Source organism: Neorhizobium tunisiense (assembly GCF_039631515.1).
Taxonomy (GTDB): domain Bacteria; phylum Pseudomonadota; class Alphaproteobacteria; order Rhizobiales; family Rhizobiaceae; genus Neorhizobium.
In genome coordinates this window covers 174,713-190,984 of sequence record NZ_JBDIUU010000004.1, presented here as the reverse complement: position 1 = coordinate 190,984, position 16,272 = coordinate 174,713, and the positions used below count along the sequence as shown (strand labels likewise).

16 protein-coding genes are annotated in these 16,272 nt (G+C 61.4%); 10 read left to right on the top strand and 6 right to left on the bottom strand.

All coding sequences use genetic code 11. The annotated features are described in order from the left end of the window. Positions 1–3 precede the first annotated feature (3 nt). The 6 genes from ABCW43_RS17205 to ABCW43_RS17180 all read left to right on the top strand — a co-directional run bounded on the left by ABCW43_RS17205 (position 4) and on the right by ABCW43_RS17180 (position 5,676). The gene (locus ABCW43_RS17205) at positions 4–369 is read left to right on the top strand and encodes a Rieske (2Fe-2S) protein (protein ID WP_037084914.1); all 366 of its coding nucleotides are present in this window, start codon (positions 4–6) and stop codon (positions 367–369) included. Then, positions 356–709: a hypothetical protein gene (locus ABCW43_RS17200; RefSeq protein ID WP_345926586.1), complete on the top strand. Its 354-nt coding sequence runs from the start codon at positions 356–358 to the stop codon at positions 707–709. The genes ABCW43_RS17205 and ABCW43_RS17200 overlap by 14 nt, the downstream gene beginning before the upstream one ends. Before the next feature lie 42 nt (positions 710–751). Continuing rightward, positions 752–1,981 (top strand): amidohydrolase family protein, encoded by a 1,230-nt coding sequence (locus ABCW43_RS17195; RefSeq protein WP_345926584.1) that lies wholly within the window; start codon positions 752–754, stop codon positions 1,979–1,981. 188 nt (positions 1,982–2,169) lie between these two features. Continuing rightward, the gene (locus ABCW43_RS17190; RefSeq protein ID WP_345926582.1) at positions 2,170–3,768 is read left to right on the top strand and encodes a thiamine pyrophosphate-dependent enzyme; all 1,599 of its coding nucleotides are present in this window, start codon (positions 2,170–2,172) and stop codon (positions 3,766–3,768) included. Between the two features lie 108 nt (positions 3,769–3,876). Beyond that, entirely contained in the window at positions 3,877–4,851 is a 975-nt protein-coding gene (locus tag ABCW43_RS17185; protein ID WP_345926580.1) for a 2-hydroxyacid dehydrogenase, read from the top strand. A gap of 12 nt (positions 4,852–4,863) precedes the next feature. After that, entirely contained in the window at positions 4,864–5,676 is an 813-nt protein-coding gene (locus ABCW43_RS17180) for a class II aldolase/adducin family protein (protein ID WP_345926578.1), read from the top strand. 105 nt (positions 5,677–5,781) lie between these two features. Here ABCW43_RS17180 and ABCW43_RS17175 read toward each other — a convergent pair whose 3' ends face one another. From ABCW43_RS17175 to ABCW43_RS17155, 5 genes are all read right to left on the bottom strand, one after another. Beyond that, positions 5,782–6,765 carry a Bug family tripartite tricarboxylate transporter substrate binding protein gene (locus ABCW43_RS17175; protein ID WP_345926576.1) on the bottom strand — a complete coding sequence of 328 codons (984 nt, stop codon included), beginning with the start codon at positions 6,763–6,765 and terminating at the stop codon, positions 5,782–5,784. An 83-nt stretch (positions 6,766–6,848) separates the two neighbouring features. Continuing rightward, a complete protein-coding gene (locus ABCW43_RS17170; protein ID WP_345926574.1) occupies positions 6,849–7,823 on the bottom strand; it encodes a Bug family tripartite tricarboxylate transporter substrate binding protein in 975 nt (324 codons plus the stop codon). A gap of 72 nt (positions 7,824–7,895) precedes the next feature. Then, positions 7,896–8,879, bottom strand: a complete 984-nt coding sequence (locus ABCW43_RS17165) for a Bug family tripartite tricarboxylate transporter substrate binding protein (protein ID WP_345926572.1) — start codon at positions 8,877–8,879, stop codon at positions 7,896–7,898. Positions 8,880–8,915: 36 nt separating this feature from the next. Further along, entirely contained in the window at positions 8,916–10,421 is a 1,506-nt protein-coding gene (locus ABCW43_RS17160) for a tripartite tricarboxylate transporter permease (protein ID WP_345926570.1), read from the bottom strand. A gap of 3 nt (positions 10,422–10,424) precedes the next feature. Beyond that, positions 10,425–10,871, bottom strand: coding sequence for a tripartite tricarboxylate transporter TctB family protein (locus ABCW43_RS17155; RefSeq protein WP_345926569.1), 447 nt, complete (start codon positions 10,869–10,871; stop codon positions 10,425–10,427). Positions 10,872–11,340: 469 nt separating this feature from the next. Between ABCW43_RS17155 and ABCW43_RS17150 the strand changes: the two genes are divergently transcribed. Continuing rightward, positions 11,341–12,561, top strand: coding sequence for an FAD-dependent monooxygenase (locus tag ABCW43_RS17150; RefSeq protein ID WP_345926567.1), 1,221 nt, complete (start codon positions 11,341–11,343; stop codon positions 12,559–12,561). 81 nt (positions 12,562–12,642) lie between these two features. Next, positions 12,643–13,821 (top strand): alpha/beta hydrolase family protein, encoded by a 1,179-nt coding sequence (locus ABCW43_RS17145; RefSeq protein ID WP_345926565.1) that lies wholly within the window; start codon positions 12,643–12,645, stop codon positions 13,819–13,821. A gap of 171 nt (positions 13,822–13,992) precedes the next feature. On the opposite strand, the gene ABCW43_RS17140 is transcribed toward ABCW43_RS17145, so the two are convergent. Further along, positions 13,993–14,526, bottom strand: a complete 534-nt coding sequence (locus tag ABCW43_RS17140; protein WP_345926563.1) for a VOC family protein — start codon at positions 14,524–14,526, stop codon at positions 13,993–13,995. A gap of 124 nt (positions 14,527–14,650) precedes the next feature. On the opposite strand from ABCW43_RS17140, the gene ABCW43_RS17135 reads away from it, so the two are divergent. Then, positions 14,651–15,442, top strand: coding sequence for a helix-turn-helix transcriptional regulator (locus ABCW43_RS17135; RefSeq protein ID WP_345926561.1), 792 nt, complete (start codon positions 14,651–14,653; stop codon positions 15,440–15,442). Between the two features lie 26 nt (positions 15,443–15,468). Then, complete coding sequence (locus ABCW43_RS17130) at positions 15,469–16,197, top strand: SDR family oxidoreductase (protein WP_345926559.1); 729 nt, start codon at positions 15,469–15,471, stop codon at positions 16,195–16,197. Positions 16,198–16,272 lie beyond the last annotated feature (75 nt).

Genomic DNA, 16,272 nt, shown 5'->3' with positions numbered 1-16,272 from the left:
ACCTTGGCGGAATATCTGGTTTGTTCGGAGGATGAGATCGCCGACGGCGGCCGCAAGGTCGTCGCCTGCGGGGAGCGGGAGATCGGCATTTTTCGGGTGAAGGGTGCGCTGCATGCCTGGCACAACATGTGTCCGCATCGGCAGGGGCCGATCTGTCAGGGTCGCATCTATCCGCAAGTCATCGAGCCTGTCGATGAAAGGCAGGAGGTGCGGACGCTTCAATATAATGAAGAGAACATGCACGTCGCCTGTCCGTGGCACGGCTGGGAATTCAACCTGGAAACCGGCCGCAACGCCGGGCCGGCCAAATACCGCCTGCACCGTGCCGAACTGGCGATCCGGGAGGGGCAGATTTATGTCGTCCTCTGAACCCACTTTTCGCAGCAGTCCCCTTGGGCGCAACGACCCCTATGGCTGGATCGAGGACGCCACCGCCGAGATCGAGAAGGCGACGGCCGAATTGCTGGAGAACGGCGAAGCGTCGCGCGTCTCGGATGAAGCAGTCGCCCGGATGATGACTGCGGCGATCCGACTGTACGTCGCCAAAAGTGACGGTGAGGAACGCACGTTCCGGCCGCTGACCGGCACCCGCGACGAAACGGTGACCGCCACCGAGGCACTCTCCGCGGTCTCGGAAATCCTGCGCGCCCTGCATCTCGGGCCGATGGAACTGGCGCTCTGGTACCGACGCCGGCCGGACGAACTGTAGCCGCGCATAAAAGATCCACTCTTTCGCCTGAGGAGAGCGAACATGGATATTTCCAACAAGGATCGCGCCCGCGAATTGCCGGTGCAACAGATCGATGTCTTTACCGATACGCGCGACATCCTCGCGCATGCTAACAAGGCAGCCAGGAAGCGCGGTTTCGAGGACTGGTTGATCTGCGATGTCGACGCCCACCACACCGAGACGATTTCCTGGCACGAGCTGGTGCAATATATCGAGGATCCGGTCATCCGCCACCAGGCAATGCTCTTCCACGACGAGAAGATGGGCACCGCTTCCTATGGCCTCAACGGCGACATGGGCCTCAAATACCAGGACGTCGGCGGTCGTATTCCGCACCAGGCCGGCATTCGCGAAAAGGTCGATGACGGCGTGCATCGCGATGTCACCCTCTCGCGCCGGGCCATGAGCGCGCTCGGGGTCGACTATATGGTGCTCTTCCCGACGCCGATGCTGACGCTCGGCCTGCATCCGCAGCCGGAAATGGAGGTCTATCTCGGCCGCGCCTATAACCGCTGGCTGATCGACAAGGTGCTCTCCAAGGACGACCGGCTGAAGACGCTCGCCTATCTGCCGTTCAACGTGCCCAAGGAAGCGGAACGTACCATCGAAGAGTTCGCCGACCAGCCGGGTGTCATCGGCTTCTGCGTGCCCTCAACCCGCCACAAGCCGGTGCACCACAACGACTACATGCGCGTCTATGCGATGCTTGAGGAGCGCAACCTGCCGATCGCCTTCCATGCCGCCTATCACTGGCAGGACCAGTCGCTCTCGACCATCAACCGCTTCCTCGGCATGCATGCGCTCGGCTTCGTCTGGTGCAACATGGTGCACATGACCAACTGGATATTGAACGGCATTCCGGAACGGTTTCCGAAGTTGAAGAGCATCTGGGTGGAAAGCGGGCTTGCCTGGATCCCCTTTTTGATGCAGCGGCTCGACGACCAGTACCTGATGCGGCCTTCCGAGGCGCCGCAGCTGAAAAAGCTGCCGAGCGACTACATGCGGGAAAACTGCTGGTACACCACCCAGCCGATGGAGACGGTGAACATGAAGGCGCTGCAATTAACACTGGAGATGATCAACGCCGAGAGCCAGCTCCTGTTTGCGTCCGACTGGCCGCATTTCGATTTCGACCTGCCGCAGGAAATCTACGACCTGCCGTTCCTGAGCGAGCAGGCGAAGCGGAATATCCTGGGGCTGAATGCGGCAAAGTTGTTCAATCTGGACCCGACGCCGCGCAAGACTTTGTGATCTAAGATTCCGCGTCAGGCGGGTACCGCCCCCTCATCCACCTGCCGGCACCTTCTCCCCGTTGGGGAGAAGAGATATGCCGCAGTGTCGCTATTCCCCCTCTCCCCTCGGGGAGAGGGGGGCCGAGCGAAGCGGAGGCCGGGTGAGGGGGCCATTGGCGCGCAATCAATCAAGAGAGGCAATCTGACATGACCATGACCGGAGGCGATTCCATCGTCGCTTCATTGCGCGCCCACGATGTGGATACCGTCTTCGGCATACCGGGTGCGCAGCTCTACGGCCTGTTCGACGCATTTCAGCGTGACGACATGCGGGTGATCACGCCGCGGCACGAGCAGACCTGCGCCTATATGGCGTTCGGTTATGCCCGCGCCTCGGGCAAGCCCGGCGTCTATTCCGTCGTGCCGGGGCCGGGCGTGCTCAATACCGGTGCGGCGCTTCTGACTGCCTGGGGCTGCAACGAGCCGGTTCTGTGCCTGACCGGGCAGGTACCGACCGCTTTTCTCGGCAAGGGCCGCGGTCATCTGCACGAGATGCGCGACCAGCGCGCCGTTCTCGCCGGCATCGCCAAATCCGCCGAACGCGCCGACAAGGCTGGGGATGTTTCCACCGCAATCGCCCACGCGTTTCGCGAGATGCGCTCGCTGAAGCCCGGCCCGGCGACGGTTGAAATGCCCTGGGAACAGTTCGTGGCGGAGGGTGAATTCGAGATTGCCCGGCCGCTGGACGCTCATCCGGATCCGGTGGTGGACGTGGCGATCGGCGAGGCGGCAGCGGCGATCGGCAGGGCGGAGCGGCCGATGATCTTCGTCGGCCCCGGCGCGTTCGAGGCGGGTGACGAAGTGTTGCGGCTTGCCGAACTGCTGCACGCTCCGGTCGTCGCCTTCCGCTCCGGACGCGGCGTCGTCTCCAATCGCCATGAACTCGGCCTCACCATCGCTGAAGCACAAAAGCTCTGGACGACGGTCGATTGCGTCATCGGCATCGGCAGCCGGCTCGAAGTTCCGAGCTGGCGTTGGAAACCGAGGCCGGACGTGCCGGTGATCCGGCTGGAGATCGACGCGGAGGAACTGACCCGCACGCCGGAGGCACTCGGCGTGCTTGGCCGGGCAAAGACCTCGCTTATTGCCCTACTCAACGAGATCAAGCCGCGGACGCCTTCGAACGACTGGCGGGAAGCGATCCGAAAGGCGCGGGCGGAAACGGCGCAAGCCATCCAGGAAATCTCGCCGCATTACGGATACCTGCAGGCGATCCGTGCAGCTCTTCCGGATGACGGCATCCTTATCGAGGAGGTCTGCCAGTCCGGCTTCGCTTCCTGGTACTGCTATCCGGTCTACGAGCCGCGTACGTTCATTTCGACCGGCTTTCAGGGCACGCTCGGCTTCGGGTTTCCGACCGCGCTCGGCGTCAAGATTGCCCGGCCGGACGTGCCGGTCGTTTCGATATCGGGCGATGGCGGCTTCATGTTCGCCGCCCAGGAACTGGCGACCGCCGCCCAATACGGCATCGACGTGATCACCGTCGTCTTCAACAATTCCGCCTTCGGCAACGTGAAGCGCGACCAGCAGCAGGCATTTGGCGGAAGGCTGATCGGTTCGGAGCTGAAAAACCCGAATTTCGACAAGCTCGCCGCCGCCTTCCATGTGGATTTCGCTCAGGTCAGTGCGCCGGAGGATCTCCGCACCGCAATTGAGGCAGCCATCGTCCGCGGCGGCCCGTGGCTGATCGAGGTCCCGCTGTCGCTCGAAAGCGAAGTGAGCCCCTGGAAGTTTATTTACGGGTAATCCGTCGATGATGAATTCCGTTCGACATCAACGAAAAGACCTATCGTCATGGCAGGGAGCCGTATAAAGTCGGCTCCAAGATTTCGATCCGGGGAGGGCATCGATTCCGTGACGTCAGATCAGAAAACCCTGCGTATCGTCGTGCTGACGGCGGTCCTGCCGGCTTCGGTGGTATCGACGCTCGAAGGCATGGGCGGGCGGCGGATGTCGGTCGCGGACGTGGTTGCCGGCAGTGAAATGCAGGGCGTGCAGGTACTGGTCACCGATCCCGGTGTCGGCGCCAATGCGGATGTCCTTGCAAAATTCCCGGACCTGAAGCTGGTCGCCTGTTATGGCATCGGCATCGACTCGATCCACATGCCGACCGTCAAGGCACGCGGCATCGGCGTTTCCAATACCCCGGGCCTGCTGACGGATGACGTCGCTGATCTCGCCATGGCGCTGATGCTGGCTTCCGCCCGCAATATCGTGTCCCAGACCCAATATATCCGCGACGGCCGATGGACGTCGATCGCTGCAAAAGTGCCGCTCGGCCGATCGCTCAAGAACAAGGCGATCGGCATTGTCGGGCTCGGCAATATCGGCGCGGCGATTGCAGAACGGGCCGCTGCTTTCCGCATGCGCGTTTCCTATCATGGTCCGCGGCAGAAACCTGTCCCCTATACCTATATGCCGGATCTCGTCGCGATGGCGAAGGAGAGCGATTTCCTCGTCGTCGCCAGCCGCGGCGGCGACGACACCAGGAAGATCGTCAACCGCGAAGTGCTGGAGGCGCTGGGGCCTCAGGGCACGCTGATCAATGTCTCGCGCGGCTCGATCGTCGACGAGGCGGCGCTGGTGGAGGCACTGAAAACCGGCAAGCTCGGCTTTGCGGCACTGGACGTATTTGCCAACGAACCGAGGGTTTCCGAAAAGCTGCTGTGGATGCCGAATGTCATCATGACGCCGCACCAGGGCAGCGCCACCACGGAAACGCGCCTCGCCATGGCCCTTTTGCTGGTCGAAAATGTAGAGGCGTTTTTCAAGGGAACGCCGCTTCCGACGCCGGTGGTCCCGATCCCGATCTGGGCCTTTGAACTCTAGGGAGGAAGTCACATGGCATTTCAACGTCACGTCATCGGACTGGCAGGACAGGACGACGAGCAGGAAGTCATCACCGAATTCGACCGGGCCTCGGTCACCGACGAGGAATGGGCCGTCCGCGTAGATCTCGCCGCCGCCTATCGTCTCGCAGCACTCTACGGTTGGGACGACCTCATCTATACGCATATCTCGGCCCGCGTGCCGGGCACGGAAAACCACTTCCTGATCAACCCGTTCGGGCTCGCCTTCGACGAGATCAAGGCGAGCAACCTCGTCAAGATCGACCACGAGGCGAAGATCATCGGCAAGTCGGACTATCCGGTGAACGGCGCCGGTTTCGTCATTCACCACGCCGTCCACAAGGCCCGCCACGAGCTCAGCTGCGTCATGCACCTGCACACCGAGGCAGGCATGGCGCTTTCCATGCTCGATTGCGGCCTGCTGCCGCTCTCCCAGCATTCGATGTTCTTCTACAACCGCATCGGCTATCACGGCTACGAGGGCCTGGCCCTCAACATGGAAGAGCAGGAACGGCTGATCCACGATCTCGGCCCGCACAAGAACATGATCCTCAAGAACCACGGCACGCTGACATCGGGCGAAAGTGTCGGCGAGGCGTTCGTGTGGACCTTCTGGCTGGAAAAGGCCGCCCGCGCCCAGCTCGCCGCCATGGCCGCCCAGCCGCAAGGCCTTTCGATCCCGGAAGAGAAGATCGCCGAACTGACCGCGCACATGTACGAGATGTCGCCGGCAAAGCCGGGGCTCAAGGAATGGCCGGCGATGCTGAGGAAGCTGGACCGGATCGATCCGAGCTATCGCGATTGACATCTGAAATGCCCGTTTGCCGGAAACTGGCAGGTCTTTCTCCCGTTCTCCGCAACGAAAAAAGCCGGCGTTTCCACCGGCTTTTTTTATCTGCTTCAGCAGGTCTTACTGCTGCGGGATCTGGGCGATCGCCACGTAGTCCTTCCACTCCGCGATCGTCTTGATCATCAGAGCCTGGGCTTCGGCCGGAGTGGAGATGTAGGGGTCGCCGCCCTGGTCGGCCAGGAACTTCTGGGTTTCCGGCTGCTGCAGAACAGTGTTGAACCAGCCGTTGATCTTGGTGGTGATGTCTTCCGGCGTGCCCTTGGCAACCATGGCACCCCACCAACCGAGCTGGTCGACGTCAAAGCCCTGTTCCTTCAGGGTCGGAATGTTCGGAGCGCCCTTCATGCGTTCCGGCGAGCCGACGCCGAGAAGACGGAAGCGGCCTTCGCGTTGCTGGGCAAGGGCGAAGACCGGATCGTAGGAGCCGAAGTCCATTGCGCCGCTGGTAATGTCGTTAAGCGAGTCGGCGGCGGTCTTGTACTGGACCGAAACGGTCTCGAGGCCGGCTTTCTGCTTGTAGACTTCGGCCATGACCTTGCCCGAAGTGGCGTTGACGGCGTAGGAGCCACCGTCGCCCTTTGTCTTCATGGCAGCCGTCAGTTCCTTCAGGTCCTTGTAGGGCGCGTCCTTGGCGACGGCGATCATGAAGGCCTGCTTGTTGATGGTCGCGATGGTCATCAGGTCCTTGCCGACGTCGATCGGCGGCTTCTTCATGATCCACATGTTGCCGGCGATGGAGTTGCCGGAATGGACGAAGATCGTGTAGCCGTCCGGCTTGGAGCGCGACGTGTATTCAGCGGCGATGTTGCTGAGTGCGCCGGGCTTGTTTTCGACAATGATCGTGGCGCCGGCGACCTTGGACACCTTGTCTGCGAAATAGCGCACGAGAACGTCGGCGCCGGAGCCTGCCGGGAAGGCGCAGACGAAGGTGATCGTCTGGTCCGGATAAGCGGCCTGGGCGGGCGTAACGGTTGCAATCTGTGCGACCGCCAGCATCGCCATGGCGGCGGTGGCTTGCGCGATCTTCTTAAGCCATTTTGTCACTTTTCATCTCCTATGGCGGTTCGTAAGGGTCCCTGCGAAAGAACCTGCCGCACTATGGCGAGAGGGTCTTTCGAATCGGTTGATTAATTTTGCGGAATCTTGGCCATGGCCACATACGTCTTCCACTCCTCGACGGTCTTGGCGAGCAGCGCCTGACCCTCGTCCGGCGTGCCGACATAGACGTCGCCGCCGAATTTCGCGAGGAAGGCGACGGTATCAGGCTGAGCCAGGACTTCGTTGAACAGCGCGTTGATCTTGTCGACCACCGGCTTCGGCGTCGCCTTCGGAACGAAGGAACCCCACCAGCCGAGCTGGTCGATGTCGTAGCCCTGCTCCTTGGCGGTCGGGATGTTCGGCAGCGACTTCAGCCGGATCGGCGAACCGGTCGCGAGGATCCGGACACGCTTCTCGTTGGCCTGCGACAGGGAGAAGACCGGGTCGTGGACGCCGTAGTCGAGAGAGCCGCTCAGCATGTCGTTGAGCGAATCCTTGGCATCCTTGAACGAGACTTCGACCGGATCGACGCCAGCGACCTGCTTATAGATTTCACCGAGAACCTTGCCGGACGTGGCAGCCGTTGCGTAGCTGGCGTTGTTGCCCTTTTCCTTCAGCACCTTGGTCAGTTCCTTCATGTCCTTGATCGGGCTGTCGTAAGCCACGACGAACATGAAGGCCTGCTTGTTGATGAAGGAGGTCGTCTGCAGTTCCTTGACGACATCGATCGGCGGCGCCTTGAACAGCGACATGTTGGCCGCCGTCGAGGTGCCGGAATGAACGTAGATCGTGTATCCGTCCGGCTTGGCGCGGGCGGTGTACATGGCGGCGATGTTACCGGCGGCGCCCGGCTTGTTTTCGACGATCACCGTCTGGCCGGAGACCTTGGCGAACTTGTCGGCAAAGAAACGGACCAGAACGTCGGCGCCGGAGCCGGCCGGGAAGGCGCAGACGAATGTGATCTGGCCGTTCGGATAAGCACCCTGCGCGAACGCACCATAGGGTGCCAGCGCGGCCGCGGCGGTCGCCATCATCAGTTTTCTGCGTGAGATTTCAGTGGTCATCGGCACAAGTTCCTCCCTTGAACGCCCCAGTCATTCCCATAAAAGGTTCCCGTGAAGCCCGTTGAACAAGCCTCAGTTTTGCGGGATCTTCGCCAGCGCCACGTAGGCACGCCACTCCTCGACGGTCTTTGCAAGAAGCTCGTCGACCTCCTTCGGCGTACCCTTGTAGACGTCCCCACCGAACTTGTTCAGGAAGGCTTCCGTTTCCGGCTTGTCGAGCACTTCCTGGAACAGCGAGTTCAGCTTCAGAACGACCTCGTCCGCCGTCTTGGCCGGCACGAACACACCCCACCATCCAAGCTGGTCGACATTGAGGCCATATTCCTTGATGGCCGGAATCTCGGGCGTCGATTTCATCCGCTGCGGCGAGCCGACCGCAAGCAGCCGCAGGCGACCCTCGCGTTGCTGGCTGAGCGCGAAGACCGGATCGAGCGCCGCGAAATCGAGCTGGCCGCTGGTGATGTCGTTCAGTGAATCAGGACCGGTCTTGTAGGAGACCTCGGTCGCCGAGACGCCCGCCAGCTGTAGGTAGACTTCGGCGAGAACCTTGCCCGAGGTCGCGGTCGAGCCGTAGGTGGCATCGCCGGCCTTTGCCTTCAGATGCTCGGTGAGCTGCTTCATGTCCTTGATCGGGCTGTCCGCCGCGACCGCGATCATGAAGGGCTGCTTGTTGATGAACTGAACGCCGCGCAGCGCCTTGGTGACGTCGATCGACGGTTTCTTGAACAGTGACATGTTGGCGGCGGTGGAGGTGCCGGAATGGACATAGACCGTGTAGCCGTCCGGCTTGGCGCGACTGACATATTCGGCAGCGATATTGCCGTTGGCACCCGGCTTGTTCTCAACGATCACCGTCTGCTTGGAAACAGTCGCCACCTTTTCGGAAAAGAAGCGGACCAGAACGTCGGCGCCGCTGCCGGCCGGAAAGGCACATACGAAGGTGATCGTCGTGTTGGGATAGCTGGATTGTGCGAACGAGACACCCGGGAGAACGGCGGCCATGGTGGCCGCCGCAATCAGGGTGCGTCTCGTCAGTTTCGGATGTTGTTCAGTCATTGGCTCCTCCTCCAAAAAACTGTTGGGAATTGTCTGTTATTCCTCCTGGAACGCCTCCTCGCGGGTCTTGCGGAACTGCGGGAAGATGATCAGGCAAAGCATCAGGAGCGTCGCCACCAGAAGCGTGGCCGAGATCGGCCGATTGATGAAGATCATCGGATCGCCGCGCGAGATGACCAACGAACGGCGCAGGTTTTCCTCCATCAGCGGACCGAGAATGAAGCCGAGCACCATCGGCGCAGGCTCGCAGCCGAGCTTGAAGAGGACGTAGCCGAAGAGCGTAAAGACGATCATCAGAACCATCATGAACGGCTCGGTGCTCGTCGAGTAGACACCGATCGCGCAAAACAGCAGGATCGCCGGATAGAGCAGGCGGTAGGGGACCGACAGCAGTTTCACCCAGATGCCGATCATCGGCAGGTTGATGACGACGAGCATGAGGTTGCCGATCCACATCGAGGCGACCATGCCCCAGAAGAGGTCCGGCCGGGTGGTCATGACGGCCGCACCCGGCTGGATGCCCTGGATGATCATCGCGCCCATCATGATCGCCATGATCGGGTTCGAAGGAATGCCGAGCGTCAGGAGCGGGATGAACGAGGTCTGGGCGGCAGCGTTGTTGGCCGCTTCCGGACCCGCGACGCCTTCGACCGCGCCGGTGCCGAACTTGCGCGGGTTCTTCGAGATCTTCTTTTCGAGCGTATAGCTGGCGAAGGAGGCAAGAACCGCGCCGCCGCCCGGCAGGATGCCAAGGAGCGAGCCGAGGCCCGTGCCGCGAAGGGCGGCCGGATAGGCTTCCTTGAATTCCTTCTTGGTCGGCCACATGTCGTGCATGCGGGTGCTGATCGCTTCGCGTGGCGGCGGCGGATTCTCGAGGTTGCGGATGATTTCCACGATGCCGAAGAGGCCGAGAACCAGCGGCAGGAAGTCGATGCCTTCCCACAGACCCGAAAGGCCGAAGGTATAGCGGGTAAGACCCGTGTTGATGTCGGTGCCGACGAGGCCGAGCAGCAGGCCGATCAAGACCATGGCAACGGCCTTCAGGACCGAACCGTGCGCCAGAACGATCGCCATGGTGAGACCGAGCAGCATCAACGCGAAATAATCCGGCGAATTGAACTGCTGGGCGATCGAGGCGAGCGGTGGACCGAAGGCGGCGATGAAGACGGTGCCGATCGTGCCGGCGAAGAACGAGCCGAGAGCGGCGATCGCGAGTGCCGCACCCGCGCGGCCCTTCCGGGCCATCTGATGTCCCTCGATACAGGTTACGACCGAGGAGGCTTCACCCGGCATGTTGACCAGGATCGAGGTGGTGGAGCCGCCATATTGTGCCCCGTAATAGATGCCGGCCAGCATGATCAGCGACGAAAGCGGATCGAGCCCGAACGTGATCGGCAGCAGGATCGCCAGCGCGGGAATGGGTCCGATGCCGGGAAGAACGCCGATCAGCGTGCCGAGCACGACGCCGATCAGACAGAACATCAGGTTCTCGAGCGAGCCTGCAGCCATGAAGCCGGTTGCGAGGTGTTCAAAGACTTCCATGGATTACCTGCCCCACCAGACGGGCATTGGCTGCCCAAGCGCGTATACGAAGATGATAACGACGAACGCCGCCGTGGTGACCGCGAAGACGACGGTCTCGACAGGTTTGACGTCGCGCCGTGCATAGGCAGCGAACATGATCAACAGGATCGAGGAGATCACCGCGCCGATTTCAGCGATCAGGATGCCGAAGGCGGCAATCGCCAGCAGGATGAAGACGATCGGGCGGAGCTGGATGCGTTCGATGGCGGGACCTTCGATCGCCAGCGACTTTACCGTGACGATCAGCCCGATCAGTGCGATCAGGCCGCAAATGATCATCGGGAAATAGCCAGGGCCCATATTGCGGGCGGAACCGAAGGTGAGGTCCGAACCGACATAGAGGCCGATCGCACCGAAAAGGATGAACAAGATGCCCGCGCCGAAATCCTGCGGACTTTTGATTACCATGGTTTCCTCCCTGAAAACCCGACTGTGTGAAACGGTCTGACTCCCCTTGGGCGCCGGCCAGGCCGTCATTATGCATGCTCCTCGGGCCGCGCCTCGAATTCGCAGCCCTGAATTCGTCTATAGGCAACCAGATTTGACTATATACAAGAGTATTCTTCTTGTCAGTCAATCGAATTCCGCAGTCTCCCGTGTCGATCAGATACCACAGCCGCCCGGTGTTTTCGATCCTATCGCATTTATATCAGGAAACCAGATATCACAGGTGTAATTTGGTGACATCCTTTCCTGTTTTTGATGTGTGGATTGGGACTCGCAATTGCAGCAGCCGTCTCCCAAGGGCTTGTCCGAAAGCTCGTACGGGCAGATATGAAATTGGTTTTGAACAAAGTCAATTATACTTTATCAAAAATAGTTGACAGGCGCATGCGCGTCGGGAGAGATTGTCGTCAGGATTTCAAAGGATAACAAAATGAAGATTTCTGTTGTGGGAGGAGGGATTGGCGGGCTTACGGCGGCATTGTCGCTGCTCCGCCAGGGGTTTGACGTCGACGTGTACGAACAGGCGGTGGAGCTGAAAGAAGTCGGCGCCGGCGTTCAGGTCAGCGCCAACGGAACGCGAATCCTGTTTTCGCTCGGGCTCGAAGAAGACATCATGTCGATCGCCTCCCAGGCGCAGGGCAAGGAGATTCGTCTCTGGAGCACTGGACAGACATGGAAACTGTTCGACCTCGGTCCGCTTTCCATCGAGCGCTACGGCTTTCCCTACATCACCATCCACCGCAACGACCTGCACCAGACGCTGGCAGCCGGCGTGCGCCGCATCAAGCCCGATGCGATCAAGCTGTCCAAGAAATGCGTCGGGATAGCCCAGGACGACAAGGGGGCGACGATCACTTTCGCCGACGGCACCACCGCAACGTCCGACATCGTGGTCGGCGCCGACGGCGTGCATTCGAAGATCCGCGAAACGCTGTTCGGCCGCGACGATCCGAAATTTACCGGTATCGTCGCCTGGCGCGGCGTTATCCCGGTCGAGCGGCTGCCGGAACGCATGCTGCGGCCCGTCGGTACCAACTGGATCGGCCCCGGCGGCCATGTCATCCAGTATCTGCTGCGCGGCGGCAAGCTGATGAATTACGTCTCGGTGGTCGAGCGCTCGAACTGGCAGGTGGAATCCTGGTCGGTCGCCGGCACGACGGAAGAATGCCTTGCCGACTACGAAGGCTGGCACGAGGACATTCATACGCTGATCAAGGCGATCGACGTTCCTTACAAATGGGCGCTGATGCTGCGGCCGCCGATGGACGACTGGACCCGTGGCCGCGTGACGCTGCTCGGAGACGCCTGCCATCCGACATTGCCCTTCCTCGCCCAGGGCGCGGTCATGGCGATCGAGGACGGGTTCGTGCTCGCCCGCGCGCTTGCCGAGAACAACGGCAATTACGAAGCGGCTTTTGCCGGTTACGAGGCGGCCCGCGTCGAGCGCACCGGCAAGATCGTTCGCGGTGCAGAAGGTAATCTCAGCCGCTTCCACAACGCCGCATTGAAGGATCCGAAGCTCGCCGAGGATTACGTCAATGCCGAATGGCAGGAAGACAAGGTCAACCAGCGCTACGAATGGCTGTTCACCTACGACGCCACCTCGGTGCCGGTCGTGGCGGGAACCAGGTCGCCGGAAGCGGTTGCCTAAGGACACATTCGCAGCTCAATCCCGAAAACCCGTTCGCCGGTTCTGCCGGCCGAGCGGGCGAAGCATAATGGGTAGGACAGCATGACCACCAAGGCGGAATGGCAGCGGATCCCGCTGATCGTCTCCTTTCCGGAGACCGCGAAATATACCGAGACCTACGGCTTTGCCGGCAATTCCGGCAAGGTTAACCTGGAGGGCCAGCTTCTGCGCGGCGGCCACGCGCCGTCGAAAACGGTCTACGTCTTCATGCACCCGACCTCGACGCTGCAGCTCCTGCCGATGCCCACCGCGCTTGCCGATGCCGGTCTGCACGTGCTGTGCGCCGCCAGCCGCTACCCGAAGAACGACACCGCCCTCATCATGGAAAAGGTGGCGATCGACCTTGGCAAATGGCTCGACTATGCCCGTGGCGAACTGGGCTACGAGAAGGTGGTGCTGGTCGGCTGGTCCGGCGGCGGCTCGCTGTCGCTGTTTTACCAGGCGCAGGCGGAGAACCCGACGATCACCCACACACCGGCCGGCGACGAGGTCAATCTCGTTGAAGCGAGACTGAAGCCCGCCGACGGCGTGATCTTCATCGCCGCCCATCTTTCGCGGGCCGAAACGCTGACCGAATGGCTGGACCCGTCGGTCCTCGACGAGCTGAACCCGGATCTCCGCGATCCGGAATTCGACATCTATTCGCCGGACTGCCCGCATCAGCCTCCCTATTCGGCGGAATTCATCCAGCGGTTCCGCTCCGCCCAGATCGCCCGCAACCGCAAGATCACGTATTGGGCGCTCGACATGCTGGCGGAACTCAAGCGTCGCGGATCGTTCGAACAGGAACGTGCCTTCGTCGTCCACCGCACCATGTGTGACGTTCGCTGGTTCGACGGCACGATCGACCCGAACGACCGGCCGATCGGCAAGAGCTATATGGGCGATCCGCGCACGGTGAACGTCGGTCCAGTCGGGCTTGCCCGCTTCACGACCCTGCGCTCCTGGCTTTCGCAGTGGAGCTACGACCTGTCGAATGCCAAGGGCCCGATGAACGCGGCGCTGATCAAGCGCTCGCCGGTGCTGCAGATCGAGAACAATGCCGACGAGGCGGTTCCGGCGACGCACAATCCGACGATCCGGGCGGCACTCGCGACCGAAAACAAGGAATACATGACGATCCCCCATGCGACCCACTATTACCTCGGCCAGCCGGAGCTCTTAAAAGCCTGCATCGACCGGGTGATCGACTGGAGCAGGCGGCAGGGGTTGCTGGCTTGAAAGACAAGCTGGAGCTCGTCGGGAGCGAGCGCCGGACCATCGGGAGGTTTGACCGTGAGCTTCAATGAAAAGCACCACCGTCCATTCCGGAACGGTGGTGCTCCAATTTCATCTTCCGCCTTCATGGTGGGATCAGGGACCGGCCATTCGTCCGGTCCCCAATTGGCTACCTCAAGCCGCAGCCGATTTCCTCGCGATCATGCCGGCCTTCTTCTGAATCCACGCTTTCATGGCGTCATGGGCCTCCGAAGCCGCCTGTTCCAGATAACCCGGCTCTTCGGTGCGCGCAGTGATTTCCAGCCGCAGGCCGTTCGGGTCGAAGAAGTAGATCGAGTTGATGAACTCGTGGTCGATGACGTCGGTCGTCTTCACGCCCGCGTCCTGCAGCCGCTTCTTGAACTTCAGGACCTCCTCGACGGAATCGACTTCCATGGCGAAGTGCTGGACCCAGTCCGGCGTATTCGGCGAGGGGAGCGGCATCACGTTTTCGCCGAGATCGAAGAAGGCCATGTAGGAGCCGTCGCCCATCTCGAAAAAGAAATGCGCGTAGGGCTTTTCTTCGCCCGTCGACGGCACCTTGTCGGCGGTCATGCAGTTGACCAGCGGCAGGCCAAGCAGGTCCTCGTAGAACTTGCGGGTCTCTTCGCCATCGCGGCAGGGGTAGGAAAAGTGATAGAGCTTACGAAGCTTCGGTGCGTCAACCATGGTGGTTCCTCCATATCCAGGCTTGTTGCATTGGCCGTGATGGTAGGCCTTTGCCGACCCTCCCATGTCCACCTTGCAGGTGGACATGCCCGCCACAGATTCGTTCTCAACCCTGGAGGCGTCAATGCCTGCGCTTGATGGAGACAACGTGACCGTCATGGCTGCCCTCATGGACGAGGTCGGCGAGCCCGGCTTCCCCGAAACATTCCTGCAAACCCTGCGCGGCATTGCCGGCACCGATTTCTGTTCCGCCTTCCAGGCCGAGGAAGACGGGTCGCTCACCTATCTCTTCGCCTGCGGTTATCACTCGACCATTCCGGGTTTTGCCGAGCGCGCCTCGCTCGATTACGCCCGCCGTTACTGGTTACGCGATCGGGTGACCCGCCAGATGCTGAACGGCGGACTTGGACTTGCCAAGGTGCAGGTCATTCGCCAGGCCTGGAACGGTATCCGCGACCCCGAATACCGCCGTGACTGTTACGAGCGCGCCCATGTGCTCGAACGCCTGACCATCTATCACTCGGAGGAGCCTCGGATCTTCGCCAGCCTCTATCGCACCCGCGAAAGCGGCCCGTTTCCGCTCTCGGCGGTCGAACGGCTGGAAGCCTTCGCGCCGCTCCTGATGGCCATGGTCGTCAAGCATGTGCGCCTGCAGGGCCGGCAGCAGACGGCGCCATTGCATCCACCACAGCAGGAGATCGCCGGACGGCTGCTGCAGGCGGGATTTGCGCTTTCGGGCCGTGAGGCGGAAGTGTCCGCGGGCCTGCTCCTCGGCCGCACCCATCGGGAGATTTCCGAAAAGGTCGGGCTCGCGCTTTCGAGCATCGTCACCTACCGGCAGCGCGCCTATCGCAAGCTCGGCGTCAGCGACCGGCGTGGGCTCGAAGCGCTTTATGAGGGAATTTCGCGCGTCTAACCTATCAATTCGAGGAGGGATTTCAGATGATTTCGATCAAGGACCGTATTGCCATCGTCACCGGCGCCAGCTCGGGCATCGGCTGGGGCATCGCCAAGGCGATTGCCGCCGAGGGCGCCGTCACCGTGCTTGCCGCCCGCAGCGCCGACAAGCTTGAAAAGCTGGCGGCCGAGATCGCGGCCAAAGGCGGCCAGGCGTTCGTCGTGCCGACCGATGTCACCGACGATGCACAGGTCGAAAAGCTGTTCGCCACCGTGAAGCAGAAATACGGCCGGCTCGACATCCTGATCAACAATGCCGGCATCGCCGACCATACGCCGGTCGAAAAGCTTACCAACGAGCGCTGGCACGAGGTGATCGGGGCGAATCTGCACTCGGTCTTCTATTGCAGCCGCGCCGCCTTCGTCATCATGCAGGAACAGAAGCGCGGCCGGATCATCAACATGGGCAGCCTGTCGTCCAAGGTGCCGCGCGGTCACACCGCCGCCTATACGGCGAGCAAGTTCGCGCTCGAGGGCCTCACCCGTTCGCTCGCCGTCGATGGCCGCGAGCACGGCATCGCGGTCTCCATGGTGCATCCGGGCTCGACGGTCAGCTCGCTGGTTCCCGGCGTCACCGACAAGGTCCGCCCCGCAACGATGATGCCTCTGGACGTGGCGCGGATCGTCGTGCTGATGGCAACGCTGCCGGATGACGTGAACCTTTACGAGAGCATCATCCTGCCGGTCGAAATGCCATTCCTTGGTCGCGGTTAAGCATCGGTTCAGCACGACGTCAAACTGCTTTCTTTTCCCAAGGCCCGAGATTGAAAGCCGCTTGACGTATATTCG

Excerpts from the sequence above, each read along its gene's own strand:
- ABCW43_RS17200 (WP_345926586.1), top strand. The coding sequence starts at position 356 with ATGTCGTCCTCTGAACCCACTTTTCGCAGCAGTCCCCTTGGGCGCAAC.
- ABCW43_RS17195 (WP_345926584.1), top strand. The coding sequence starts at position 752 with ATGGATATTTCCAACAAGGATCGCGCCCGCGAATTGCCGGTGCAACAG.
- ABCW43_RS17190 (WP_345926582.1), top strand. The coding sequence starts at position 2,170 with ATGACCATGACCGGAGGCGATTCCATCGTCGCTTCATTGCGCGCCCAC.
- ABCW43_RS17180 (WP_345926578.1), top strand. The coding sequence starts at position 4,864 with ATGGCATTTCAACGTCACGTCATCGGACTGGCAGGACAGGACGACGAG.
- ABCW43_RS17170 (WP_345926574.1), bottom strand. The coding sequence starts at position 7,823 with ATGACCACTGAAATCTCACGCAGAAAACTGATGATGGCGACCGCCGCG.
- ABCW43_RS17165 (WP_345926572.1), bottom strand. The coding sequence starts at position 8,879 with ATGACTGAACAACATCCGAAACTGACGAGACGCACCCTGATTGCGGCG.
- ABCW43_RS17160 (WP_345926570.1), bottom strand. The coding sequence starts at position 10,421 with ATGGAAGTCTTTGAACACCTCGCAACCGGCTTCATGGCTGCAGGCTCG.
- ABCW43_RS17155 (WP_345926569.1), bottom strand. The coding sequence starts at position 10,871 with ATGGTAATCAAAAGTCCGCAGGATTTCGGCGCGGGCATCTTGTTCATC.
- ABCW43_RS17150 (WP_345926567.1), top strand. The coding sequence starts at position 11,341 with ATGAAGATTTCTGTTGTGGGAGGAGGGATTGGCGGGCTTACGGCGGCA.
- ABCW43_RS17145 (WP_345926565.1), top strand. The coding sequence starts at position 12,643 with ATGACCACCAAGGCGGAATGGCAGCGGATCCCGCTGATCGTCTCCTTT.
- ABCW43_RS17140 (WP_345926563.1), bottom strand. The coding sequence starts at position 14,526 with ATGGTTGACGCACCGAAGCTTCGTAAGCTCTATCACTTTTCCTACCCC.
- ABCW43_RS17135 (WP_345926561.1), top strand. The coding sequence starts at position 14,651 with ATGCCTGCGCTTGATGGAGACAACGTGACCGTCATGGCTGCCCTCATG.
- ABCW43_RS17130 (WP_345926559.1), top strand. The coding sequence starts at position 15,469 with ATGATTTCGATCAAGGACCGTATTGCCATCGTCACCGGCGCCAGCTCG.